Annotated in this window: 23 protein-coding genes; 5 read left to right on the forward strand and 18 right to left on the reverse strand. The window is 33.7% G+C overall.

Translation table 11 applies throughout. From position 1 onward, the window contains the following. Window positions 1–92: 92 nt before the first annotated feature. A complete protein-coding gene (locus MWU78_RS00300; protein ID WP_246993876.1) occupies window positions 93–1253 on the reverse strand; it encodes an iron-containing alcohol dehydrogenase in 1161 nt (386 codons plus the stop codon). 576 nt (window positions 1254–1829) lie between these two features. Here MWU78_RS00300 and MWU78_RS00305 point away from each other — a divergent pair. From MWU78_RS00305 to MWU78_RS00320, 4 genes are all read left to right on the forward strand, one after another. Then, entirely contained in the window at window positions 1830–2534 is a 705-nt protein-coding gene (locus MWU78_RS00305; RefSeq protein ID WP_246993878.1) for a DUF2064 domain-containing protein, read from the forward strand. 201 nt (window positions 2535–2735) lie between these two features. After that, complete coding sequence (locus tag MWU78_RS00310; protein WP_246993880.1) at window positions 2736–3071, forward strand: arsenosugar biosynthesis-associated peroxidase-like protein; 336 nt, start codon at window positions 2736–2738, stop codon at window positions 3069–3071. A gap of 131 nt (window positions 3072–3202) precedes the next feature. Then, window positions 3203–4258: an arsenosugar biosynthesis radical SAM (seleno)protein ArsS gene (arsS, locus tag MWU78_RS00315; RefSeq protein WP_246993882.1), complete on the forward strand. Its 1056-nt coding sequence runs from the start codon at window positions 3203–3205 to the stop codon at window positions 4256–4258. Between the two features lie 212 nt (window positions 4259–4470). Then, complete coding sequence (locus MWU78_RS00320; RefSeq protein ID WP_246993884.1) at window positions 4471–5085, forward strand: TetR/AcrR family transcriptional regulator; 615 nt, start codon at window positions 4471–4473, stop codon at window positions 5083–5085. Between the two features lie 150 nt (window positions 5086–5235). Here MWU78_RS00320 and MWU78_RS00325 read toward each other — a convergent pair whose 3' ends face one another. The 3 genes from MWU78_RS00325 to MWU78_RS00335 all read right to left on the reverse strand — a co-directional run bounded on the left by MWU78_RS00325 (window position 5236) and on the right by MWU78_RS00335 (window position 8109). Then, window positions 5236–6351, reverse strand: a complete 1116-nt coding sequence (locus MWU78_RS00325) for a glycosyltransferase family 9 protein (RefSeq protein WP_348647046.1) — start codon at window positions 6349–6351, stop codon at window positions 5236–5238. Between the two features lie 46 nt (window positions 6352–6397). Then, the gene (locus tag MWU78_RS00330) at window positions 6398–7000 is read right to left on the reverse strand and encodes a DUF4254 domain-containing protein (protein WP_246993886.1); all 603 of its coding nucleotides are present in this window, start codon (window positions 6998–7000) and stop codon (window positions 6398–6400) included. 170 nt (window positions 7001–7170) lie between these two features. Further along, window positions 7171–8109, reverse strand: coding sequence for a hypothetical protein (locus MWU78_RS00335; protein WP_246993888.1), 939 nt, complete (start codon window positions 8107–8109; stop codon window positions 7171–7173). A 39-nt stretch (window positions 8110–8148) separates the two neighbouring features. Between MWU78_RS00335 and MWU78_RS00340 the strand changes: the two genes are divergently transcribed. Continuing rightward, on the forward strand, window positions 8149–8370 hold the full coding sequence (locus MWU78_RS00340; RefSeq protein WP_246993890.1) for a uracil phosphoribosyltransferase: 222 nt from the start codon (window positions 8149–8151) through the stop codon (window positions 8368–8370). Window positions 8371–8527: 157 nt separating this feature from the next. On the opposite strand, the gene purD is transcribed toward MWU78_RS00340, so the two are convergent. The 14 genes from purD to MWU78_RS00410 all read right to left on the reverse strand — a co-directional run bounded on the left by purD (window position 8528) and on the right by MWU78_RS00410 (window position 26861). Beyond that, on the reverse strand, window positions 8528–9802 hold the full coding sequence (gene purD / locus MWU78_RS00345) for a phosphoribosylamine--glycine ligase (protein WP_246993892.1): 1275 nt from the start codon (window positions 9800–9802) through the stop codon (window positions 8528–8530). A 120-nt stretch (window positions 9803–9922) separates the two neighbouring features. After that, complete coding sequence (locus tag MWU78_RS00350) at window positions 9923–10909, reverse strand: UDP-glucuronic acid decarboxylase family protein (protein WP_246993894.1); 987 nt, start codon at window positions 10907–10909, stop codon at window positions 9923–9925. Between the two features lie 197 nt (window positions 10910–11106). Then, window positions 11107–12459 carry an exopolysaccharide biosynthesis polyprenyl glycosylphosphotransferase gene (locus MWU78_RS00355; protein ID WP_246993896.1) on the reverse strand — a complete coding sequence of 451 codons (1353 nt, stop codon included), beginning with the start codon at window positions 12457–12459 and terminating at the stop codon, window positions 11107–11109. A 443-nt stretch (window positions 12460–12902) separates the two neighbouring features. Continuing rightward, window positions 12903–13544, reverse strand: coding sequence for a WecB/TagA/CpsF family glycosyltransferase (locus MWU78_RS00360; protein WP_246993898.1), 642 nt, complete (start codon window positions 13542–13544; stop codon window positions 12903–12905). Window positions 13545–14051: 507 nt separating this feature from the next. Continuing rightward, the gene (locus tag MWU78_RS00365) at window positions 14052–14990 is read right to left on the reverse strand and encodes an O-antigen ligase family protein (protein WP_246993901.1); all 939 of its coding nucleotides are present in this window, start codon (window positions 14988–14990) and stop codon (window positions 14052–14054) included. 324 nt (window positions 14991–15314) lie between these two features. Continuing rightward, window positions 15315–16565 (reverse strand): O-antigen ligase family protein, encoded by a 1251-nt coding sequence (locus MWU78_RS00370; protein WP_246993903.1) that lies wholly within the window; start codon window positions 16563–16565, stop codon window positions 15315–15317. 347 nt (window positions 16566–16912) lie between these two features. Then, window positions 16913–18067: an alpha-2,8-polysialyltransferase family protein gene (locus MWU78_RS00375; RefSeq protein ID WP_246993904.1), complete on the reverse strand. Its 1155-nt coding sequence runs from the start codon at window positions 18065–18067 to the stop codon at window positions 16913–16915. A gap of 62 nt (window positions 18068–18129) precedes the next feature. Continuing rightward, complete coding sequence (locus MWU78_RS00380; protein WP_246993906.1) at window positions 18130–19221, reverse strand: polysialyltransferase family glycosyltransferase; 1092 nt, start codon at window positions 19219–19221, stop codon at window positions 18130–18132. Beyond that, a complete protein-coding gene (locus MWU78_RS00385) occupies window positions 19193–20617 on the reverse strand; it encodes a hypothetical protein (protein WP_246993908.1) in 1425 nt (474 codons plus the stop codon). The genes MWU78_RS00380 and MWU78_RS00385 overlap by 29 nt, the downstream gene beginning before the upstream one ends. Next, complete coding sequence (locus MWU78_RS00390) at window positions 20618–22183, reverse strand: N-acetylneuraminate synthase family protein (RefSeq protein ID WP_246993910.1); 1566 nt, start codon at window positions 22181–22183, stop codon at window positions 20618–20620. It abuts the gene before it with no gap. Between the two features lie 30 nt (window positions 22184–22213). After that, a complete protein-coding gene (locus MWU78_RS00395; RefSeq protein WP_246993912.1) occupies window positions 22214–22912 on the reverse strand; it encodes an inositol monophosphatase family protein in 699 nt (232 codons plus the stop codon). Then, complete coding sequence (locus MWU78_RS00400) at window positions 22878–23606, reverse strand: acylneuraminate cytidylyltransferase family protein (protein ID WP_246993914.1); 729 nt, start codon at window positions 23604–23606, stop codon at window positions 22878–22880. Before MWU78_RS00400 ends, MWU78_RS00395 begins: the two co-directional genes overlap by 35 nt. Window positions 23607–23647: 41 nt before the next feature. Beyond that, window positions 23648–25342 (reverse strand): DUF6044 family protein, encoded by a 1695-nt coding sequence (locus MWU78_RS00405; RefSeq protein ID WP_246993916.1) that lies wholly within the window; start codon window positions 25340–25342, stop codon window positions 23648–23650. A 97-nt stretch (window positions 25343–25439) separates the two neighbouring features. Next, window positions 25440–26861: an FAD-dependent oxidoreductase gene (locus MWU78_RS00410; protein WP_246993918.1), complete on the reverse strand. Its 1422-nt coding sequence runs from the start codon at window positions 26859–26861 to the stop codon at window positions 25440–25442. Window positions 26862–26870: the final 9 nt, after the last annotated feature.

Below are 26870 nucleotides of genomic sequence, written 5' to 3' on the forward strand. Positions count from 1 at the left end.
TATATCACAAAAAACCTTCGAACTTATGTTCGAAGGTTTTTTAGTTCCAACTACAACGTGCTCATTGCCTTATTAGTTGCATTCAGACAGTCCTAATAGGCCAGTTCTACAATTTTAGCTACATCGTAGGGTGAGAGAGAATTATGCTCACCTAGACCCAACCAACCTCTATCTGTAAACCTATTGGAAATAACATTTGCGCTTCCGTCAAATTCCTCTGTATAATCGGATAGCTTGGTTTTTATTCCCAATTCATGAAAAAAGGACTCCGTTTTTTCAATACCCAAATTGGCTTTTTCCTCCAAAGTTCCTTCGGTGATATTCCAAACTCGCTCTGCGTATTGGGCCAATTTTTCTTTTTTATTGTCAAAATTATAGCGATAATGACTTGGGGTAATTATGGCCAAAGTTCTGGCATGATCTATACCGTAGAGTGCCGTTAATTCGTGTCCAATGGCATGCACTGCCCAATCGGTAGGAACGCCCAAAGGCAATATTCCGTTCAAGGCCATGGTACAGCTCCACATAAAGTTGGATGCCGCTGTGTAATCCTTGGGGTTTTTAATAATAATGGGCGCCACCTCTATCAAGGTCTGTAAAACACTTTCTGCCATGCGATCTTGTAGGGATGCTCCTATTGGATAAGTCATATATTGCTCCAGTACATGGGTAAAGGCATCGGCTATTCCATTGGCTAATTGGCGCTCTGGAATAGAGGCAATTACTTGTGGATCTAGGATGGAAAATACAGGGAACAATCCAGGTCCGCCCATAGCCAACTTTTCCTTGGTTTCTGCCCTGGTAATCACAGCTCCTGAGTTCATTTCAGATCCGGTTGCGGGTAAGGTCAATACCGTTCCAAAAGGTAGACCTTCCAATGTTGGAGTATTTTGTGTTAATAGATCCCAAGGAATGTCGCCTTTATAAAGTGCCGCTGCCGATAAAAATTTGGTGCCATCTATTACAGAACCTCCACCTACGGCCAGCATAAAAGTAATGTTCTCTGATTTTATTAACTGCAGGGCACGTAATAGAATTTCATATTCCGGATTGGCGGGAATACCTCCAAATTCAATTACCTCATAATTTTTCAATGCTTTTTTAACCTGGTCGTAAATACCATTCTTTTTAATGCTTCCTCCCCCATAGAGCATTAATATTTTGGCATTGGCGGGAATCTCTTCTGTCAAATTTTCTATTTGTCCTTTACCGAACAATATTTTGGTCGGATTTTTATATTTGAAATTATGCATCTTAATAGCGTTTAATGTTGAACATTTATTTAATTACAGCTCAAAGATACAAGAAAATGAATGTTCATTTAGTTTATGATTGACTTTAACAAAACTATAGGTTTTAGGACTTTAGGTTGGCTACAAAAAAAGAATGTTGAATTTCATATTGAAATATTGTACAAGATTATCAAGGTTTATGGGTACGGAATCCATTTCCTTATTAATTGCAAAGCAGGTAAGTTCAGGGTTATATTTTTCCATGGATGATGCCCTACATATGAAATGGAACCACCTCACGAAACCTCCTTATGGTGTTATGTGTCCCATTAATTCCAATACTTTTTTTAAACTAAGGAGTCGGTCACCAATAGTTTAACTATTATTAGCTGACCATTTTCCGTCCTTAACCGATTTATTAAGGCTTTTTATCTACCCTTATTCCAAGGCTGGCCACATATTTCAATAGGATAACCAACCAATGGGTTTAATTTGGAATAACAGTTATGGTTAGGGCCCAATTTTGTAATGAAATGCTTCGGCAATCGACCAATTAATTCTAGGATTTTATTGTATGTTTATGAAATAACAAGAGTAATGCCCGAAACCTTAAAAATATTTACAACGGCAATTTTGGTATTTGCCAATTCCTCCAGGGAAGAATTGAAGCATAAGGCCATCCCGAAGGGTAATGTATTGTTTAAAGGGTTAACGGAACATGCAATATGTACCGTAAAAAAGACAGGGCTGCCTTATTTTCTTCTGACTGAAAAGGAGCAATATGGAAATTCTTTTGGGGAAAGGTTCGTAAATGCAATCAATTCCATTTTTGATAAGGGATTTGATAATGTTATTACTATAGGGAACGATACGCCCCAACTAAAGGTCTCCGATATCCTGAAAGCTTCAGGATATTTAAGTGCAAATAAGTTTGTTTTGGGACCATCAAGGGACGGAGGTTTTTATTTAATGGGACTTAATAAATCCCAATTTGATGCTAGGGATTTTAAGGATTTACCTTGGAAAACAAATTCTCTCACCAAAAAAATCACTGAATTTATAGAAGTTTCGAATATTCAAATAATTCAACTTCGAACTTTGTTAGATCTGGATAATAATACCGATCTAAAAAGGATTCTAGAGGGATTTAGGACTTATTCGTCAAAGATCTTTCATACCATAAAAACCATAATAATACCGATGAAAAGGTACTTCCATCATCGGAGCATATTCATAAACTTTTACTTTGTAAGCAATTATTTTAATAAGGGTTCCCCTTCCGGTTCTACCATCTTTTCTTAGTTGAGGAAATCTATTTCCTAATCACTTTCGGCCTTATCGTTTAAAATTTTAATAACGGATTTTTAGATCTGTATTGTTACTTTCTATCCCGACTTAATACTGTTGTAACGGAAGTGGGCCTTTAAAACAATAAATCATAAATAATGGAAATTTATATAACATATGGTTTCCAAAAAATATAACTATAATAAAAAATATATAATGGCAGATTCTTATTATGACCCAGCGGATTTACGCAAGTTTGGAAATATAACCGAATGGAGCGAGGAATTGGGAACCAAGTTCTTTGATTACTATGGAAAAGTATTTGAGGAAGGTGCCCTTAGTGCTAGGGAGAAATCCCTTATAGCGCTTGCTGTAGCCCATGTTGTTAAGTGCCCTTATTGCATTGATGTCTATACAAAAGACGGTTTGCAAAAGGGGATAACCAAAGAGGAAATGATGGAAGCAGTACATGCTGGCGCGGCTATTGAAAGCGGTGCCACTTTGGTACATGGGGTTCAAATGATGAATAAATATAAGAAGCTATCCATGTAGTACATGGAGCTTTCTTGATTAATGATATGCCTTATTTTGGGATGTGGATTTTTGGAAATGTGTGATCCGAAAATTTCAACTTTCTGTAATCTGCCCCAGATATGGCGTACTAATAACCGAATACGATTATAATGGCAACAAAATCTTTAAAGGCAAGGCATGAAGCCCTTGTGATGGACAATAAACAAATGGAAATCCTTAATGGAGGGATTTTTGAAAATGGGGAGCTGCCCTATTTTAAGGATAAAATTGCCCAGACTGGGCAGTTTCCATTGCGTCCCAAAAAATTGGAAATTCTACAGATCAATGTAGGCTATATGTGCAACCAGGTTTGTGAACACTGCCATGTTGATGCCGGTCCGGACCGTAAGGAAATCATGACCAGGGAAACCATGGAAATGTGTTTGGAGGTTATCCGTAATACTGCGGCTCACACCTTGGATTTGACCGGCGGTGCTCCGGAAATGAATCCGGATTTTAGGTGGTTTGTGGAAGAGGCAGCCAAAGCTGGAATAAAGGATTTTATTGTGCGCTCCAATCTGACCATCATTAGGGCGAACAAGAAATATTATGATCTTCCCCAATTTTTTAAGAAACACAATATCCATGTGATTTCCTCCATGCCACACTACACTCGTGGAAAAACGGATAGACAGCGGGGAGAAGGAGTTTTTGATTTGTCTATTACAGCACTTCAGGAGTTAAATGCGGTTGGATATGGTATGCCGGACAGTTCCTTAAGATTGGATCTCGTATATAATCCATCCGGGGCCTTTTTGCCAGGAGATCAGGTGGCAATGGAGCGCGACTTTAAAAAGGCGCTTAAGGAAGATTTTGGGATTAATTTTCACAACCTTTTTTCCATTACAAATTTACCCATAGCCCGTTTTTTGGATTATTTGATAGCTTCGGGGAATTATGAAGATTATATGTATTCCTTAGTGGAGGCCTATAATCCTTCGGCCGTAGCCAACGTAATGTGCACCAATACCATTTCAGTGAGTTGGGATGGATGGCTTTACGATTGCGACTTCAATCAGATGTTGGGATTAAAAGTGGCCAGTAAAATTAAACACATTAAGGATTACAATGAAGATATTCTAAATGACAGGAACATTATAATTTCACAACATTGTTATGGATGTACGGCAGGGGCGGGGAGCAGCTGCCAAGGTTCCGTTACTTAGAATCTTTTGCATTTTTCTGATTAAAAGTTAGATGATAAATTGGAAAATAAATGGACCATTCGGTTTGTAGCGGATAAAGATTGTCGTTAAGATTGCTTTTTTTGTGTATTTTATCGATTTAAAGTTATTTTTAGCTTTACTTTTTAAATAAAAGACCAAAATTAGAGTTAGGGTAACAGACTTATAGGTCTGTTTATAGAAAACCAAATCTTATGGACAAACAATTAAAGCGCATGGCAACCATGCAGCGCATACAAACTACCGGCTTGGAGATTTTTTATCAAAAGGGCTATCATAATACCAGCATTGACGATATTTTAAAGGAACTCTCCCTTTCTAAAGGTGCGTTTTACTACCATTTTCAATCCAAGGAAGAATTCTTTATCAGTATTGTGCAAAACCTTTTATTCAGAAAGGTCTATAGCAGTCTAATAGAACCTATAGAGGGCGAAGAAGACCCATTGAACAAGATTGCTGCTTGTTTTGATAATGCATTGGAAACAGCAGAGCACAATTTTCTGGATTACGGATTCGTTCTGAGTAATTTCATTACTGAATTTAATGGGAAGAACCCGGATATCATGAATTATCTTCAGGACATTTTAAAAGTGTGGGAAGTAAATTTGGTTACTGCCCTACAGAAGGGAAAAACGGACGGGTATGTAAACAGGCATGTAGATAGCGAAGCCGTGGCCACTTATTTAATATCATCCTATATTGGTATTCGTACTTTAATGGTTGAAGGAAATGGTAAAATGTTACGCTATAATTATATTCAACAGCTTAGGCATTACTTTAAATTAATAGAGCACAAGGAGCCGGCATAGTTTGGTGTTTTTTCAAATCCCGCTTCAATTGTTTCCGGACAACTTACTTTAAGAAGGTTGGCTTAGGGAATATAAACTGTGGAACCTTTCTTTAGTTTTATTTGTGACTTCTGTGTCGATGCTAAATGACACCAGAAGTTCAATTTTTTGCTACTTTTTTAATATTTCCTCAATTTTTAAAACAACATCCTCTGGAGAAATGGTGCGCATTGCATTTTCATATCCAGGAGGGTATTTGTTTCCATAAACTGAGGTTGGAATCAAAGGATATTGTTTCCTATCTGCCAACATTGCATTATTGGAATTTTGTCCAAAGGGATAAAATCCGGCATAAGGATGGGTAACTCCCCAAAGCGTTATTGTAGGCACTTCAAACAAGGCCGCTAAATGTGCATTTCCACTATCCATAGCAACCATTAAATCCAGTTGGGAAATTAAGGCCAATTCTTCCTGGAATGGTAATTTGCCCACCAGATTAATACAGTTACTGAATTTGGTATCCCATTTTTCCAGTTGTTCCTGTTCGTTTTTTCCGCCTCCAAACAGAAGTATTTTGTGTAGATCGGTTTTATTCAGTGCATCCACTACTTTTTCCATCAGATCCAGGGGGTACATTTTGCCGTCGAAAGCGGCAAAAGGAGCTATGCCGATCCATGTTTTTTCTTTGCCATCCACCAATTGACTTGTAGCAGGTGCAATATATCTTTTAGGAAGTACTGGGGCTGTTTGTAAATCTACGGGCATTCCTAGTTTTCCAAAAACATCCGCATAACGCTGGTGGGTAGTTTTAAGCTGTCGAAATTCCTTTGAGCGCAAAGCAGTTAAGGCTTTTTTTTCTGCCCGGCCCTTGTCTATCTGAACAAAGGGTGTAGCCCCAAACTTAAAATACCTTTTTAGAATGTTACTGCGCAATACATTGTGCAAATCGGCAACTGCATCTATGTTTAAGTCTTTAAGTTCCTTAAATAGCTTCCAAAGCCCAAATACGCCTTTGTGCCTACCCTTTACATCCGCTTCGTAAATGCTAACGTTATCAAGGTCGAGAAAAATAGGTTTGAAGAAACTTCTGGTCAGTACAGTAACTTTTAATCCTGGATATTGCTTAACCAAGGCGGATAGGACAGGAACGGTCATAGCCACATCGCCCATTGCCGATAAACGAATGACCAGAATATGCTTTTTTTGGTCAGGATTAAGGAGAGTTGACTTAGTTACATCCCTTACTTTCCCCTCGGCATCCTTTGAAATACTTTTCTCGTTTACCATCAATTGTTTAGTTGCAGGGCTAAGATAAGCTTTTCATTATTTGGATTCAGGGCGCTTTACGAAGAACAGGGTTAAGTTCGTTGTCATTGTACATTTTCATCTGCTTATAGACTTTCATGTATTTCTTGCCAGATTCAATATCCAGTAATAATTGATCTATAGCGGAACATAGATCTTTCTTTTGTTCCAATAATATGTTAAGCTTGGTGCTGCATTTTTGAATATGATCTTGGGTGGCGTCCTTTCGATCTACCTCCTGCTGCATGTGATATATCTTTAAAGCCAAAATGGATAGTCGGTCTATGGCCCATGCCGGACTTTCCGTATTAATGGTAGCATTTTCTTTTTTTTCTACCGATTGGTATTTATTTAGAAAGTAACTATCAATAAATTCAACCAAATCTGTTCTATCCTGGTTGCTGGAGTCGATTTTTCTTTTGAGTTGAAGTGCTGCAACCGGTTCAATATTAGGGTCCCTGATAATATCTTCATAATGCCATTGCACGGTATCTATCCAATTTTTACGATATAACAGGTGGGCAATATCTTCTTTTGAAAATGGATTGCTGAAAGATTGGGACACATCGTCCAATAGATGATATTTTTCTATGCTTTCTTCAAATATTTTATAGGCAAAATCACTGAACATAACGACAATATTTTAAGACAAAGATACCGTTTATTTAAAAAACACATTTTATTTATTTGGAAGCTATTTTGTGGGTTGAAGACCTAACAATTTTATGATGTACTCAGCAATAGAGCAAGTTTTGAAAGTTATTGGTTAAGAAACTTAGGTTACATTAACAGATAGCCTTTCTATTTCATAATGATGTTGGTCAGAAGTACAATAAAAGGAACAATTACGGATGCCATTAGTACTATTTCCCTGATACTATCTTTTTTGATGGATTGGACATAGGTGGTAATAAATACTACTGCGGGAAAGAAGGTAATAAGAATGGGGTGTGTATCCGGGGAAGACTTAAGCACTTTTACCAACAATCCAATAAGGAATAGAACCAGAACCAGACGCATAGTCACCAATTTACCTACCCCAACGTTACCCAATTTTAGAAATGCCAAAAAGCCGCAGAGTAAAGCGGTAAAAACATAGAGAAACAAAAGGGTGCTATTGCTCCAATCGTAAAAATAAACGGCATTGAACTTAAAATCGAAAAAATAATGATCCCATAAAAAGTCCATATTATTGCTCAGCACCAGAACAGCCAACATAATGAGGAACATAGCTATAATTGCCGCAAAGGGAACCAGCCAATTTCTAATATTTTTTGGATCATAAAAGTATATGGCAATGACAACCATTATAAGGTATAAAATTGCCCAGTCGTAAAACAAACTGGCAATCAATATCCAAAAGGTGGCATCAAAAATTTTTAGTTTAATATTTTTTAGAGACCGGAAACTTAGTATACGACGAATGGCAAGCAACAAAAAAAAGCTGCATAGTATGGCGTTGGAATCGGTCAATACTTCCGGGAACAGTACCATCAGCAAGGTATAAAATAGGATGGCCAATGAATTTCCGCCCGTTATCTTATTTCTTAATGTAATAAAATTAACTACAAAAATGCTAAAGGATAAAAATCCTAAAATTGCTGTTTGCCCCAATATTTGTTCTGGTGAATACGATTTTTGGAACAGGAAAAAGTGCACAAACCAATAGAAGAAAAATAGAAATACCACAAGTATTATATAATTTATTGGTTTTGTTCTTCCAAAAATGCTTGAAATCATCCTAGGTTTTTATATTTTTGCATGGTAAATATAATTAAGATGGATTCATTTTTTTACGGTATTGAAGATTTATTTGTGAATGTGCTTTTCGCACCTTTCGACGCTTTGCGTAGTATGGAGAATTGGTGGGCGGCAAATACATTGAATTGGATTTTAATGCTTATCGGCGCTGCCGCCTTTGTATATTGGATGTTGGAGTTGAAAAAATACAACGATAGCGGCGAGGAAGACAAGGACGCAACTGCACACTCTTACCTTTAATCGTTTTTCGGATTTCGGTTTGGATTAAGGCTTCTTTTTTGAAGCTGTGGTTTTACTTAAGCTTTATTTAAGGATAATGAATAATATAAAAAATGGATAGCAAACGCTATCCATTTTTTAGTTTTTGTCCTAAGCCGACCTATTTGCTGTAAAACTTTTACTTAAGATCGAATCCTAGGTCTTTGCGATAATACATTTTATCGAATTGTAGTTTTTCAATGTTTTTATAGGATTTTTTTAGCGCCTCGTTGAAGTTGGAGCCGTATGCGGTAACCGCCAAAACCCTGCCTCCATTGGTCAAGACCTTGCCGTCTATTAATTCGGTGCCGGCATGGAATACAACGGCATCTTCAATTTTGTCAAAGCCGGTTATTTCCATTCCTTTTTTATAGGCCTCTGGATAGCCCCCGGATACAGCCATAACCGTGGTAGCAGTGCGCTCATCTATTTCTAGGTCAATACTGTCCAAGGTTTGGTTTGCCACAGCTTCAAAAACCGCAACCAAATCGTTCTTTATTCTTGGTATTACCACTTCGGTCTCCGGATCGCCCAATCGTACGTTGTATTCAATTACTTTTGGTTCGTCCCCAACTTTTATCAATCCGATAAATACAAATCCCTTGTATGGCAGATTATCTAATTTAAAGCCTTCTACGGTAGGTTTTACGATGCGCTCAAGTACTTTTGCCATAAAGGTTTTATCTGCGAAAGGAACAGGGGAAATGGCCCCCATACCACCAGTATTCAATCCGGTATCCCCTTCACCAATTCTTTTATAGTCCTTTGCCGTCGGTAAGACCTTAAATCCTTTTCCGTCGGTAAGTACAAAACAGCTCAGTTCAATTCCGTCCAAAAATTCCTCAATGACCACAGTAGTACTGGCAGCCCCAAATTTGGAGTCGATCAACATCGTTTTCAGTTCGTCCTTGGCTTCTTGCAGCTCATTCAGAATCAAAACCCCTTTACCAGCGGCCAATCCGTCGGCCTTAAGTACATAAGGCGGTTTTAAGGTTTCTAAAAAGGCATATCCCTTTTCCAAGGTTTCAGCCGTAAAACTTTCATAGGCCGCTGTTGGAATGTTGTGCCTCATCATAAATTCCTTGGCAAATTGCTTGCTTCCTTCCAAAGTGGCAGCTGCTTTTTGAGGACCAATTACAGGGATGTTTTTTAAGGCATTATCATTAAGAAAAAAATCGTGCACCCCATTGACCAGGGGGTCTTCAGGGCCTACAATAACCATATGGACTTTTTCAGAGAGCACACATTTTTTAATGGCTTCAAAATCGTTTACACCTATGGGTACATTTTTCGCTATGGTTGCGGTTCCCGCATTGCCGGGAGCCACATAAAGATTTTTAAGTTTTGCACTTTGTTTTAATTTCCAAGCTAAGGTATGTTCGCGCCCACCGGCACCAAGGATCAAGATATTCATTATAAAAAATTTCCCCAAAAATACGGTTTGAAATGGATATTGAACATACTTAAGGCAAAATATAAATATATTTCAGGGATAATATTAAATAAAAAACCCACCTATAAGGGTGGGTCAGTTCTATTTTCTATTTCTATCGGAAAAATCCCGATGTTCTGTTTTTCTTAATTCCTCAACAGTCAGGGTTTTGAAGTAATCCCAGGTTTTTTTCATACCTTCCTTTCTGCTAATTTTAGGCTCCCAGCCTAATATGTCCTTCGCCTTTGTAATATCGGGTTGACGTTGCATAGGGTCATCTTGTGGCAAGGGTTGGTATATTATTTTTTGGTCTGTCCCTGTTAAATTAATAATTTCTTCTGCAAATTCCTTGATAGTTATTTCATGCGGATTTCCAATATTCACGGGAAGTGTATAGTCGCTCATCAACAGTCTATAAATCCCTTCTATTTCATCGTCTACAAAACAAAAAGAGCGTGTTTGCGAGCCATCACCAAATACCGTCAAATCCTCTCCACGTAAAGCCTGTCCCATAAAAGCTGGTATTACCCTACCATCGTTTAATCTCATTCTAGGGCCATAGGTATTAAAAATCCGGACAATCCTTGTATCTACACCATGAAATCGGTGGTAAGCCATGGTAATGGATTCTTGAAATCGTTTGGCTTCGTCATAAACTCCACGAGGTCCTATGGTATTTACATTGCCATAGTACTCTTCTGTCTGTGGATGTACCAATGGATCACCGTATATTTCGGAGGTAGAGGCAATAAGGATCCGAGACTGTTTTTCCTTGGCCAGTCCCAATAAATTATGGGTCCCCATAGCTCCTACCTTTAAGGTTTGAATAGGAATCTTTAAATAGTCGATTGGACTTGCCGGGGAGGCAAAATGCAATATATAATCCAACTTCCCAGGAATATGCACAAATTTTGTAACATCATGATGCTGAAATTCGAATTGTTCCAAGGAGAAAAGATGTTCTATATTCTTTAGGTCACCGGTGATTAGGTTATCCATGGCAATAACATAATGACCTTCTTTGATCATCCTATCACAAAGGTGTGATCCCAAAAAGCCGGCGGCGCCAGTTATAAGTACTTTTTTCATTTATTGATTATTTTAAAGTCAAATTGGTAGCAAGCAAATTTAATCGAATCATGCATTTATAAAAATAATTATGGTTTATTAGCCAAAATAGTTGGGTAAAGTGTGATAATTATATTAAGTGAGTTTAAATGGCGGTGATGGTTGTGTTAAGATATAGATTATGATTTTATAGTGTTAATTAAAGTTTATTTTATTTCTCAATATGCTTTTTTCTCTCCAGAAATTGCGTTTAAAACTGTTTGTACTATTATTTTTAAATCCATGAACAGCGACCAGTTTTCAATATAAAAAATATCAAATTTAGTGCGGTTTAAAATATCAATATCAGTTTCAATCTCACCCCTATATCCCCGGACTTGGGCCAAACCTGTTATCCCCGGTTTAACAAAGTGGCGTAGCATGTATTTATCAACCTTATTCGCAAACTCATTGGTGTGCTTTACCATATGGGGTCGAGGCCCAACCACCGACATATTTCCAAACAGGACATTATAAAATTGAGGCAGTTCATCAATACTTGTTCTGCGGATAAATTTGCCCACTTTGGTAGTTCGCATATCATTTTTAACTGCCATAAGGGTATCGGCGTGTTCATTGGGTGCCATGGAGCGAAATTTATAGCAATAGAATTCCTTGTTGTCGATTCCGTTTCTTTTTTGCCTGAAATATACAGGACCTTTGGTTTCCAATCTTATAATTAGGGCAATAAGAGGGGCCAACCAAGAAAGAATTCCAACAACCACTAATAATGAAAATACAATATCGAAACCTCTTTTTAGGGCAGAATTTAAAGGATTGTGCAGAGGAATGTCCCTCAGCGATAGGATTGGAATATAATCGTAGTATTCAAAGGTTAGTTTTTTGGAAAAAATGTTTTTATTGTCCGGGATAAATTTCAGAGTTTTCAAATTATTATCCGCAAAGTTAATAAACTCGGTAAGTTGATTATTCTTCAATTCTGAAACGGAACAGTAGATTTCATCAACATTATTTTCTACTATGTATACAAAAGTTTTATAGATATCAAAAACCGGGTCTGAAGGGCAGAATTGCTTCATAAAGTGATATCCATACTCCCGGCGATCTTTAAAAACGTCGATTAGTTGGTCGGTTTTCTTATTTTTCCCAATAACCACTACATTCCTCATGTTCCCTTTTATTCTCTCCCTGTATTTCATTAAAAGAATATAGTTTAGGAATTTAATGGTAAAAATGGCCAGCCCAACAAAAACAAAATATTCCCCTAGTGCCAATCGGCTCATATTGGGTTGCTTAAAGAAGCCAATAAAGGCATATAATATTAAAAAGAAAAAGACAAATTGGTTAAATAGCAGTTTTAAAATATAAGATACCTTAGTATATCTATATACTTCATAAAAGCTATTCTTAAAGGAAAGTATAATCCATGCCAAGGTGAGATAACTGTGAAAAAGTATGGGATATTGAAAATTGATGGGCAGAATGTATGCAAAGAAGTTAATTACCAACAAATCCAACCCATAGGATATTGGGGTAATAAGGCTGGAATAACGATGTCTTTTGGAGAGCATTAATTGTATCTATTATAACAATAACTAATATCTACTTTAATTAAATAGTCAAAAGTAAACAAACAAATACACAATCGAGAACACCTTGCCATTTTTTAAGTAGGCTGGGCTTGATATAAATTCTACACATCCATTACAAAGTTAAATTTGTAAAAAAAAACAGGGATGATACTGAATTCCTTTAGACGTTTTACAGATAAAGTCTCAGCTATTATTCTGAGGCCCATACTTCAATCCAATTTTCTTTTAAGTCTAGACATTGGCACCTTCGGTATTAATTATATGTGTAGTATTATCATCGCGGGCTTAATCCATTTTGGAAATCCTCCATTAAAAATGGCTTATTTAGGGATACTTAACTTCTCTTCCTTGGTTTAATAAATAATCCAAACTATGCATAAGATTTGCTAGGGCATCTCAAATAACTCCTGAATTTCTGTACCCTATTTTTCTCTCCTTTTAGATAAATTAAATCTATCCATTATAAGGTAAAATAACCCAACAGGATAATCAAAAAAATACCTGTTAAACAACTTAGGTTCCTTATAAATTCTATATACCCACCTTAGATGAAGTTTGGACAATAAGTTAGGATAATATTTCACTCCCTTTTCCGCGGTTTGACTAAAAAAAGCTCCACAGGCAAAACATGAGCCTTTAAATCCTGCAATTCGTGCACTTATCATAAAGAGCTCTTGTTTAGGGGTGCCCAGGCCAACAATGCATGCGTCAACTTCCTTCATTATTAATTCTTTGAATATCGTTTCTTCGTTGATGTCAAAACCACTTCGAAAACCAACAACATTGATTTTGGGGTATTTTACTTTTATGACGCTCACAAATTTTTCAATATCAATTTGTGAAGCACCTAGGAAATAAACCTTTTTTCTATTCTGATCAAAAAATGAAAACATCGGGTCAAAATATGAGGAAAAATCAGGAGATTTTCTTTTTATCTTTTTACCGGTAAATACACGTAAAAAAATAGCCAACATAATACCATCCAACGTAAAAAAGTCAATTGCTTTTATACGTTCGAAATGTTTTCTTAAAATTTTATAGTTATATATATTTAGATATCCCACTAATTGGGAATCATTGCGGTAATCTATTTTATCCGTTATCTTGGAAAAAACATCGTTGATCATATTGATTTTTTTAAACCTGCCCTCATAAGTTAATAGCTTATTACAAAAACCTCCTCGGACCATATTTTTTGTATCCTATCATTTGCTAACCTCATTATAATGTCCTATTTCTAATTTCTACGTAAACCTCACACCCCAGTCTTTTTATTCTCTCAATTTTGGAACTCTTATATGCTTTTGCAAGTACTATTCAATTCAAAAAGTAAGAATGTAAAACAACGATCTTCCGTAAGACAGTTACTATATCATTTTGGGTACCTAAAACTTGCTAGCTGTCCGTAAATATAAATAGGTCATTTTTCCCCCCAGTACTTAAATGGAAAAAATAGTAAAAGTGTAAATGCCAACCTCCAAACCATTTTTTCATTTATTTTTGTGATTAAGCTAGGTAATTTTCCCATTTCTAATCTACTATTCAAAACTTGATATAGTTTTTTTTATCTTTTATATATTAAGTACACGACGTTCAATGTTATTATATGGAAAAAAATATAGTATTACAATGGAAACTAAAACAATGCCTTTATGAGTTTCCATAAATGATTCTAGGAATCCAAAAAACATAAATAAACTAATAAGTGAAAAATATAATCCATCTCTTGAGATAACAGCCTTATTTAGGCCATACAAAAGTATTGAAACGAAGCTGATAAAGCCCATAATTCCAGAAGCCAAAAAGCTTTCCAAATATTGATTATGAGCATCGAAAGATCTTATTATACCTTCTTTAAAGTCCATTAAAATATATTGTTTTTTTAACTCACCTCTTACATCACCTATACCAACACCCAACAAAGGACTATTTTGAATAATATTACTACCTGCTTCTATTTTTTTAACTCTGTTGTACAGACCACCGACTTTTCCCTCATTAATATTTTCAGATTTCAATTCGATCAATGTCTTTTTGAATCTTTGTCTTAAAACGGGAATGGAATTAAAGGTCGTTATTATTAAACCTATTGTAAAAATAAGGGAAAAGATTATGCCTAAAAGATTATATCTGGTGTAGGCTTTTTTTAGGAATATAGCGATACTAAATACTGCAAAAAATAAAATTATTCCTCTTGAACTCAATAATATCAAGAAAAATAATTGTACTCCTATTAATAACCAATATAAACGATGTAATTTATGTCTAAAAAAATAGACTGCCAAGAAGTTAATAATTATTAGGGTTGAAAAATAATTTGGCCCAAAATCTAAATATTTACTTAAATGATAGTTATTGTATTTCCAATCAAACCACCATTTAAAAGGGATATCATTACTTATAAAGAAATAAAAATTCCTTATTAGACAATATAAACATGCTGTAAAACTGGAAAAGGATAATACTTTAATAAAATTAATCTTATTGGACAAAAGATTTTTATTTGCCATAAAAATTAAAGGAAACACAATTAGGGACAACGATCTTTCCATTATTTTAAGACCACTTTCAATATTTTCAGAATAGCATAAAGACACTAAGCGACTTAAAAAAAAAAGATAGAACAAAATGTTAAGCGTATTGAATTCCAATGACCTCGTAAAAAATAAATTAATTAATGATAGTGTGAACAGAATAATTATAGCAATACTATTCAAATTAATTGATAATGGGTATGTGATCAATACTAAAAGAAAAAAAAAGTATATTGATTGATTTAAGATGGATTCTTTCGTATGAAAAAAATGAAGATATTTTGATTTCATAATGAAAATTTAATCAATTACAATATTTGAACTTTCTCCAGAATTAGATTCCATATAGATTAACAGTCCTACCAATATAAAAACAATTGCTTGAGAAGTGAAAAAGTAATAATTATTCAAAAGAAACGAGCATATTTCCATTAAAAAAACTGAAACAAAAATCAGTCTTCTATAATTAATTTTTGATCCAATCATTGGCGGTTTTCTTATAAATTGAAATAGTACCAGTACTAGAACCAATTGATAGAATAAAAATATTATTAATCCTATGATACCACCTTCGGTATAGAACAATAAAAAATTATTATGAGCGGCAACACCACTCTTACCAGAAACGCCTTCATAAAAATTGTTAAAGCCACCCAAGCCAATTCCAAAAATGTTTTCAAAGGTATCCATATTGGAAATTGTATTTTCAATGATAGTGAATCTCGTATTGGTCGACGGGTCTTTAAAGGATTTTTCTGATAGAACCATTGTCCGTAATCTTGGAGAGATTTCAGTCTTTGTAATTAAAAAATAAAGGCTAATCAATACAACAGTAATACCCGCTATAACCTTAAAAAATTTAATAACCCTCTTTTCCTTTAGAAAATAATACAAGAAAAAAGAAAAGAAAAGAAACACCAAGGGCATTCTAGAATGTGTATTAATGAATAAATAAAATAAAAGCAGTAATCCAAAAACGTTCAAAAATGATTTTTTGGGCATTACAAAGTATTCAAACCACAGTAAAATTACCATGGCCAAAAACATAGAATCCGCAAGTGGGTGTTTAAGAAATGAACCAGAGTACCTATAAGCACCATTCATGAATGTGATTTCCATAAAGAAAGCTTCGTAAAACCCAAAGCCGCAAGCGATTAAAAACAGTGATAAAGTAAAGATCTTCATTTTTTTGTCAAATACGCCCAAGCCATTATTTTTTATAAAATTGTAAGTTAAAAGGGCCAATAAAAAATACATGTAAAAACGTAAAAAACTGGGCAAAATCTCTATTGGAGAATTAAAAAATAGGCCAATAAAGAAGACCCAGGTAATTAATATCAAAAAAACATTAAGAGGAAGGAATCTTACAATTTTTGGTTTTTGAAGTAATCCGAAAAATGAAATTAAAAATATTAATAAGACATAAATAATATTTACTGCCTGTGCAAAATCAAATGGAAATATATCTTTTACTATTGTCTTATCTATAAAATAAGTAAACGAGCTAACAGTAATAAGTAATAAAATAAGTGTGAGTTTTTGTATTTTCATATTAATACGGTGGCAATTCTACAAAGTTTAACTTACACCTTGCTAATTAATTATCATTAAAAACAGTCATTTTCAATTTTTATTCGAAATAATCGGCAACATTTTGTTCGTCAAAATAATATTGAAGACTAGTAGGTTTTTTTACAAGCTCACTTGGATCAAAGAATCATTTAAAGGATTAATATACAGCAAAGCCATCACAGTCAACTTCGAAATTTTTCGATCATAGCCAGAACTATTGGTAAAAAATAAAAAATCTAAAGAATTAAATAGCATACTGATGGAATTTGTTCGTTCTTTTCTAAAAACAATTATAACCGATAAAGCAACTTATATGTATGTGCAATTTAAAAAAGAGATTTTATATCTTCCGAAATTCTTTCTACCGATAAAGGTGTGTCATGTGATAAAAATACATTATTGGAAGAATCATTATAAAATACTTCGGGGAATTTGAACTGATTCTTTAAATGAGATTTCAGTTCTTCTTCTGTAAAATATTTGATTATGGAATCGTTCTTTAAAAATCCATTCTTAACTTTCCAGTAGGGAAAGTTAATCATAAGTGACCCAACATTTACACCTAAGTTAATTCCTTCCACGATGCAAGTAGACAAATTGCTCAATAAAACCTTATAATTGGAAATTGTCTCTATAAATGGTTCGTTTTCTACTAATATCAAGTCTTCGACATTTTCAAATTGTATATAGTCCATCGGGTTTTCTCTTGGGTGTAATTTTATGTAAAGGGTATAACCTTCATTAGGATATAGTTCGTCCAAACATCGTCGTAGCAATAGTATATCCTTTATTTGATACTGATGATAGGAAAGCAAACCATGCCATTTATAGGCTGAAGTTATAAAACAAATAGATTTAGGGTGTTTAGGAATAAAAGATTTAGGCTTGCTTCTAAAATAGGATATCATCCGGGGTAGACCTGTGTTCAATATAGAGGTTCTTTGATGGGCATATTTTCTAATAGCTTTTCCTGAAAACTCGCCTATTGTATAAATTACATTTAGATTACTACAAGCAATAGTGCTAGGTAGATAAGGACTACATTTAGTGGTAGCAAAAGCTTTTGAAACATACAACACTATTTTTTTTAGGTATAGCTCCTTTATGTCGGCTAATTTATTTTTTGAGTATTTTACAATATCCAATAAGTTAAACATTACTGGATCATTGATTAACCCGTCTAGAATCATAGAACATGGTTTGTTTTTTTTCTTTGCGAAATAAATGAACTGGCGTTGAATGGCTCCATCGTTGCCAAATACGAAAGAATCGTATTTTTCGGTAATATCTTTGATTCTATTTCTTAAACCATATACCAACTGCATTCTCTTCAAGGACGAAATATTATAAAACGACCTTCTTAGCTTGATATCGGAAAAAGATAGGGTTTTGATTCCCTTCGGGAATTCTAAATCTTGAAAAAAAATGTTGTTAGTGTCCAGATAATCACAAATAAAGCCGTCCTCAATGAGTTTTGCCATTACTGGGTTCATATTTAAAAGGTGTTCCCTATTTTGAGGAATGAATAATATTTTTTTTGCACTCATATACTTTTGCTATGGTGCGTTTGAAATTCTTTATTTAGTAATATTATATCATTTCTTTGTAGAAATATGTCATTCCATATAGTCAATCTTGGTGATTTGAAATTAACTGCCAGTTCAAAATAGGGATAAAGAACATGAACATTTTGTATGCCAAATAATGCGGCATATACCAGAAGTGAGGAGCCAATACCAAAAATATTTAATTGTTTGTTATTAATAAAAACGGCCTCCAGTACAAGTTGGCTTGGAATTACCTTTACAGTAATATTATTCTTATTGAAAATTGCTATAATTTCTTCAATTTCTTTCTCATCTTGGAAGGGGTGGAACTTAATAGCAATGGCATCTAATCTAAAATAGTCCTCGCAAAACCAGAGTACAAAATTAAAAAGATCTTTTTCCTTTATGACATTCTGATTTTTTACGGCATCGAAAACAAATACGTTTGTAAACTCTATGTTTGCATCGTTATAATAACTGTTCGCTTTAATCTGTAATATATTTCTATTACCGTTGTCTTGGCCTAAAAAAGACTTGTCGGATAAGCAATATATTTCGGATACTGAATCTTTAAGGTCTGGAAGAAAGCGGTCGGATACATAATTTAATCTATTGGCACAGAACACAGGAAAAAACCTGAAAACATAGTCTGCTATTTTCTGGTGAAAAGGTATCGGAACTGGAAATTTCTTCAATAGCTCTTCCTTAGATAAATAAGCGTCCATTCCATCTTCAATATAGTTTACACTAACACATTTTGGATGGGAAAAGAAGGCTCTGTAAACCGGAACTCTCGAATTAGGGCAAAAATAGGTAAAAGCCTCATCCACATATTTATCTATTATGCCATCTATTTTTGAAAGCACTTCTTTATTCTTTCTAAACTTTAAATTGGGTAATGATTTTAAGGTGTTAAATGAATGGTAATAAACGACTTCAGGTAATGTAATTTTATTTACCTTAAAGTCTGTCTCTATTCCTCTGGCTAGTATAAAAACCACATTGTTTTTATTTATATTTCTATGCTCAACGGATAAAATTGCAGTTAGTAGGTTTATGTTACTGTGTATGTGGAATAAGTATTTCATATAAGATAACAAATATAATGAATAGTAACCCAACCGGGATTATCAATTGCTTTTCAAAAGTGAAAAACGATTGTTCTATTTCGTCGTAATTCTTCCGTACCACATAAACCGTAAAAAAGGTTAGGTAGGCAATACTACTTGACAAAGGCAGGGCTTTTATAGAAAAAATTGGAAATAACACATACATTAGTATTATGGTTAAGCTTCCTGTGGCAATTATTCTGAAATGCGCAATAATTGCATTGTTCATAAATGTATATAATTGTGTATGCATAGCGGTGTATCTTTCTATAAATAGAAACAAGGCCATTAAAGAAAAAACGGAATTATCTACAAGATGCACTTTAGATCCAATTAGATCTAAGATTATATTTCCAAAAAACAAAAGGATAATCAGACCTAAAATATTGACCACATATGAAAAACCCATTGAAAAACGAACTTTTTTAATCATAAGAGCAATTTTGCCTTGTCCCCTTAATTTTGCAAATTCAGGAATTTTAGAATAAAAAGGTGCTCTTGAAACCTCCTTTAATTGTCCAAATATCCTGTCGGTCAATAAATAGGCATTGGCTATATCAACTGGCACCAAATTGGCGATAAGAAGATTAAGGCCCTGCTGTGTTCCAGTTCCTGCAAAACCGGCTATAGATGATCTCCAGGACAGGTTAAAAACTGTTTTATCAATAGATGACGTAGTATGTATTTTAGGACTGTCTTTTTTGATGATAACTCTTTTTGCTAAAAAATAGTAGTTGAAGAAATTTATTATAATCCAGATATTCAAAACCAACATAAAGCTCAATAAGGTAGGATTGATCAACATTACAACTACAAGTGATAATGCAGATAGTCCCTTTAATAGAACCTCCCACCTTTTGACCAAAGCCACTTTATTTAAGCCGATTAAAATCGAAATGTATAAGTTGCTATATAAAAAAAATGCGGAGCCTATCACCACTGCTAAACAAGCATACCAGAAGTCCATTTGATCGACAATAGAACTCCTTAAACTAAAATAGGTTAGTATAGAGATGAATAGAAGGGAAAATAAAAAGATATATCTGTAATACAACTTTGATCTTTGGAAAATAGTGGAAATCAATTCGGAATTAGGGGCACTATTGTTTTCGGTTACTGATGAAAATTCGTTTAAATTTTTCACTCCGGCATTGGCATAGGAAAATAATCTTGATAAGTTCTCCTTTAAACCAAAATCAAATATATTTTTGAATTGGATAATAGTTGCCAAAACCAAATATATTTTGGTCTCAATAGTAGAAAATTTAACCAATATCATAGGTAAAACAACAATGGTATTGGTGGATATAACGACTAAACTGGCCCAAGTAGTCAATGTAGGTGAGTTCCATAATCGATTAAGAACTTTGATCATTTAATTATGCAACTTGTTAACCTTGTATTTGTGATGTTCTTTATTATGAATTTTTTTTGAAGATTCTCCTTTTATTACAACAGCGTTTTTTAGATCTTTAATAAAAGTTGAAAATTCATCGTTAGAAATATCTAAGGCTACCCCATCAAAATGGACCCATTCCAAATTCCCTAATTTAACATGTTTTTCTATCATTAATGCCCCTGCACCAATGGCAATTTGACTCGCTAAGGATCCTACGTCATGACTTGAATATCCAGGAACAATATTATTGTATGTTCCTCTTATTTGAGAATAGTGGTTCACAACACCTATGTTACAAGAATCTGGAGGAGCAGGATAGGAAGATGTGCATTGTAAAAGATACAATCTATCTTTTTTCTTAAAGGTATTCAATACAAATTCTTCATATTCGGAATCGGTGAAACCAGTAGAGATAACAACATCTCCCTTAAAGGAATCAGCCACATAACTAAGATAGTTACGATGATTGGATATTGTACTTGGTAGTTTGATCAATGGGGTGTCATATTGTAACATATATTCGTAAGAATTCTTATCTAGAACAGAGGTAAACCAAAATATTTGATTTTTATTACACTCGTCTATCAATACTTTGAATAGATGGTCGTTTAGCTCCACATTTATTCGGTAATCTCTCAGGGTATTACCAAATGGTGACTTGTAAAAACTTTGTAATTCACTCTTGGTATAGAAGGTGTCTACATCTCTTTTTTGAACTTTAATAGCATCTGCCCCATGTTGCTTGCATAGTTTAATCATTTTTCTTAACCTATGTTCATCACCTATATGATTATTTGTTAATTCAGCTACAATAATCGGAATATTGTCATTTATTTTTTCAATAAGACTCAGATAAAGTTCAGAATTAGATTTTGTTGTCTTATTAACAATACTGTTTTTATTATTAAAATCTTCAACAGATAAATCACTAAAGGATTTAGTTCCGACATGAATTATATCTATATCTTTTAAATAATAATCTGAATGATATTTTATTACTGTAAATATTTGCTCCTGTGTTTGAAGCAATATTGAAGAAAATTCGGAATTATAATTAGAAAAGTCTTTTATGGTCTTTTCCATTGAAAAATTAAAATCGAAGCCTAAAAAATACACCTCATATTTTTTATTTTGAATCTCGGCTATTATTCTTGCTAGCTTAATTGCGCCTAAAAATAAAAAATCGGAAAGACTAAATTCTTTATTGATTAAATCGATCGTAGCATTTTGCACTTGTTCGAACGAGACTGGCACATAAGGAACAGAAATAGAATTGCTTTCCAATACTGAATCTGATATATATACTTTGGATTTAAAACCGTTTCTTTTAACACTTTCAATGGCCCAGTTAGAATGTAAAAGGGAAAAATGCCCCGGTAGGATTATCTCTGAATCGTTTAGGTTAATTATTAAACCGTCTGTCATAATGCTTTTGTCAACATTATTCATGCTTGGACCCTTCCCTATGATGTAGATCTTATTTGTATCGAAATCTATATTTTTTAAGGCCTTCCTAATTAACTTTTTAATGGACTCGCTCATTTAATCAAGTTTATCTAAATTGTTGTATCCCTAATTTCTAGTTATTTTGAATGTATATTTATCATTTGGACTTAGCAATTCCCCGTTGTATTTTTTATTGTTTACAACGACGTTTAATCCATTTTCCAATGCAAGATTCAATCCTGGTATGATATCCCATATGTAGGCTCCTTTAGGGTTTTCAAATGAATTAAAAGATCCATTTACAACATTTAGCATATTATAAACGCAACAACCTATGATTCTGTATTCAAAGCCTGGTTTTAATTTTAAAATATCTTCCTTTGTTAAACTGGATGAAATTCCACATATCCTTGATTGAATAGTTTCTATCTTATCACCTGTCTTTAAATATTTTCTAAGCTCAGGAAGCGCTAACATGGACTCTATGTGTTGGCCATTTTTATAATAACATATGGCCATTCCCCATTCCATTAACCCGGACACAAAGTTTTCTGTCCCATCAATAGGGTCTAGGATCAAAACCTCATCTTTCTTAATATTCTCAACATTATCAATAGGACTTTCCTCAGATACTAACCAGATTTTCGGGTATTTTTTTTTAAGAAAACCCTTTATTAAACTTTCGCATAATAAATCACCTTCAGAAACGTAACTTCCATCGGCCTTTAAAGTTTTTTTACTTCTTAGCTCTATAATGAGATTTAAATTAATTTCAATTAATTCTTTTATTTCAGTACAAATACTGATTGATAAGGGATTTTTCATATTTTACTAATAATTCAACAATTTTAAAATCAATTTCGTCATCGATATCAAGACCACAAATTTTGTCTATTTCATATCCAAATACCTTATTTCCCAAAAAAGTATTGGAAAAATCTTTTGTGTTGGATCTAATGATATCAGTACTGTAAACTTTAAATTTTGACTCGACATCTTGTCGTCTAATCATAGATTTTCCGGAATCTTCAAAATTCGGAATGAGTAATTTATCAATATTCAATGAATAAAGCCTACTTTCTGCCTCACAAACTGTTCTTGCACTTGATAGTGTTTGGTCTTTTTCTAAAACCTCTAAACAGTTTAATATTGAAACTTTATCCCTAAATACGAAAGTAGGACGCAACCAAATAATATAATCCGGTTGACTTATTTTCATCTTCTCAAAGTTTGCATAAAGATCTTCTAAAATATCACCTTCCATGGCAGAATCCGAGGCGGCTTTTCGACTGCGTAGAAATGGAACCTGTGCTCCATAAAACTCTGCAATTTTGGCATAATCTGGAGAATCTGTGGAACAAATAATTCTATCCGCATTAATTGCTTTTGCGAAAGCAATGGCATACGATAGAAGTGGTTTCCCATCAATTGATCTGATATTCTTGTCTATAACCCCTTTGGACCCAGAACGAGCCGGAATTATTGCATATATTAATTTGTCTTTTATAATTTTTCCCATTAATTTCTGTAAAAGTTAAGATTTAAATTCGAATATGAAACTTAGGCTTTATACAAAAATACTTTCCAGAACGAGGTCTTATTTGTAAATATTTTTTCTAATTTCAAATGTTTTTTTTCTGCATTTAAAATCTCGACGGCTGAAAATATGTATTCCCCATTCATTTTGCTAAATTGGCCTATGTCAATATCCAAATTTTTTATTACTTTTTTTGAATTTTTATCAAAGAAATAATTTCTATTCAGCTCTACCGGCAAAACATAACATCTACAACCCCAAGTGTCATAGTATCTTTCTATTACCGGGTTTTTTTGAATTTCATTTCCAATTATTTTTCTAAAATCTCTTTTATATTCAAGTGAATATGAATTCTCATAACTATCTAGGGTATAAAACCCATTGTACTGTGCTATGCTTGGAGACATGCCTACACTTACTACTCTATAAGTGCTTTTATCCTTAGCAATAAATTCCCCTATTTCTTTAAATAAATCTGTTGCGAAAAAAGAAGCGTAATTTAAATCAGCCTTATCTTCTTTCTTATCGTTTATTTTTAAGACATTTTCCCAGTTTGGCAAATAAGTATTTGTTTTTGGATCTCCTTTTAAAACACCTTTGATATGGAAAAAAAATAGAACTGGTACTATTAGCCTTAAAAATTTATTTGATATAATTCCTGACAAAGATACTATAAATAAAGTAGTCCATAAGAAGGGCAATAAAAATGAAAACCTTGTAGCATCAAATGCTTTTGCAAGTTCTAAACCCCAGGAAACGGTAATTTGCTTTAAGTAAATAGCCCCAAAAATCATAGCGAAAACCATGGCAATGGAAGCTACCCCGATTTGAATCTTGAGTGGTATTTTCCTATGAATTATAATATAAAGGCAAAATGCGGTAATGACCAAAATTGGATCAAAAGTTCCCGAATGGTATGGAGTCGTATATTTATTATACACTTGATCTCTAATTTCATTCAGCGATAGTATGGGGACAACAAAGTCTGTTCTATTACTTATATAAAAGCTGTCTAATACCTGTATGACCAAATTGTATTCTACCAACAAAGAGAATCCAAACAATAAAAGAAAACCTTTGATATAATCTGTAGGAATGGTTTTGGTTTTAAAGACATAAACTAACCCAAAAATTAGCAAAAAAACTAAAATAAATAGCGTGGAGTATACAAAGAAACTATACAGTGAGAATAAACATATTAGAGTATAACTAAGTTTTTTGTTTCTCCCATAAAGTAAGTTTAAAAATGCATACACCAATAATGGTTGGCCGGCCACAGTTAATCCTTGTATGGAATAAAATTGGATAAAGGCAAACAAAATAGATCCCAAAATAATTAGATACCTATTCCAGTTGCTATCTTCCATTAAATAATTCTTTAGCAATAAGTACATTCCAGTGTATGCAATAATTCTCACGAAAAATTCATTGACCATATAGGCTACAAAAGGCGGGAACATAAAAAAAAACACGTTTATTATACTAAGTGAGGAGGGGTAATAGGCTCTAGGCAAACCATTCATTACTTGTTCCATTGGAAAACTTGGCGAAAAAGGGATTCCGTTTCTGACTAAAATAACTCTTTGTATAAATGATATTTCTAAGTTGTCATGGATAAAAATTTTGGATTCTTCCCCCAAAATCAGAAAGGGAAAAAAATAAAAACAGACAATTACAATACCGGATAGATACCAAAATATTTCTTTTTTATCCAACATTTTATTTTTTATAGGCTATATAACGTTCCTTTTATAGAAACTTATTTTTAAAAATATTTAATGATATGTGTGGTGTTGCGAACAAGAATTCTTTTAACTAATCAGTTAAAACATCTACAGCCGCATCTTCTTGATATTCATCATCTGAATTTACATTCCATAGATCAATCCCTGACTCCCCTAAAACTTTATCCGAAACCATCAACCCCATTAAGATCGAATGATCTTGATTATTATATTTGAACGATCCATACCTTCCTATGGCATCTAAATTTTCTATTTTATCCAAATGTTTTTTTATTATGTTCACATTATTTGAATACCCAGTTTCGTAAACTGGATATGATCTTGGAATCTTAATTACTTTCCCATTTAGAATAATATCCTTCTCCGATACTAATTCTATTTCTCTAACCTCCTTAGAAGCTAACTCAATAAGCTTAGAATCAATATCCTCCCATATACCGTCACTTTCAAAGCACCAGTATTCCAAGCAAAGAATTGTAGAAGTTTTGTTGGCGTTCAATGTGGGACACCAATTGCTGAAATTGGTGATTCTACCATGAAGGACATCATTAGAATGAATATAAAGCCAGTTGTCATCGAACAAATTATTTCTGTCAACCTCTAAATATACCAATATTGTATTTCTAAAATATAGAGAATCTGCTGCTTTTTTTACCTCCGGGGGTAGCCCTGGAAGATGCTTGACCATTATCGTTAGCGGCATAGTGGATATCATATGATCTCCTAAAACTTTTTCTCCGGACATAAGTTCAATACCTATTGCCCTTGTTTCGCTTTCATTTAAAAGTATTCTTTTTACTCCTTGATTTAAAAACACGCTGCCCTTGTTCTCTATAATTTGTTCCACGGCATTGTCATATAACTTCCCAGTGCCACCCTTAGGATACATAAATTGGTCTACCAAGGTTTTGTGTGTATTATTTTTGTCCTGAAATATAGAATGTTTTATAGCTTGAAATAGTGTTAATTTTTTAATTCGTTGAGCTGCCCAATCAGAATCGATTCTATTACATGGTATACCCCAAAGTTTTTCTGTATAATTCTTGAAAAACATGTTATAAAGTTCTTTTCCAAATCTACTTACGATCCAACTTTCAAATGTTGAAGTGTCTTTTGTAGGGAATACTTTTTGAAGACCAAAGAAATATACAACCCTAAACAGTTTAAAAATAGACACATTGGAAAGCACATTGAAAAACCTCAAGGGGTATTCAAAAAACCGTCGATTGTAATAAATCCTTGTTTTTCTATTTACAATCGAATATTTGCCTTTGGCCAGTTCATGGAACAATTTGTTAATACGGTTATCCTTGGAAAAAAAACGGTGAGGACCTAAATCAACAGTTTGCCCCCATAATTTTAAACTTTTTGATAGACCACCAACTGAATTGGATGCTTCAAATACACTTACTTTTACGGTTGTTCTTTTCGATAATTGATAAGCGGCGGTTAATCCGGCTGGTCCGGCACCAATTACTAATATTTTTTTCATAAATACTGG

Origin of the sequence: Arenibacter sp. F26102 (assembly GCF_023015865.1) — a bacterium.
Classification (GTDB): domain Bacteria; phylum Bacteroidota; class Bacteroidia; order Flavobacteriales; family Flavobacteriaceae; genus Arenibacter.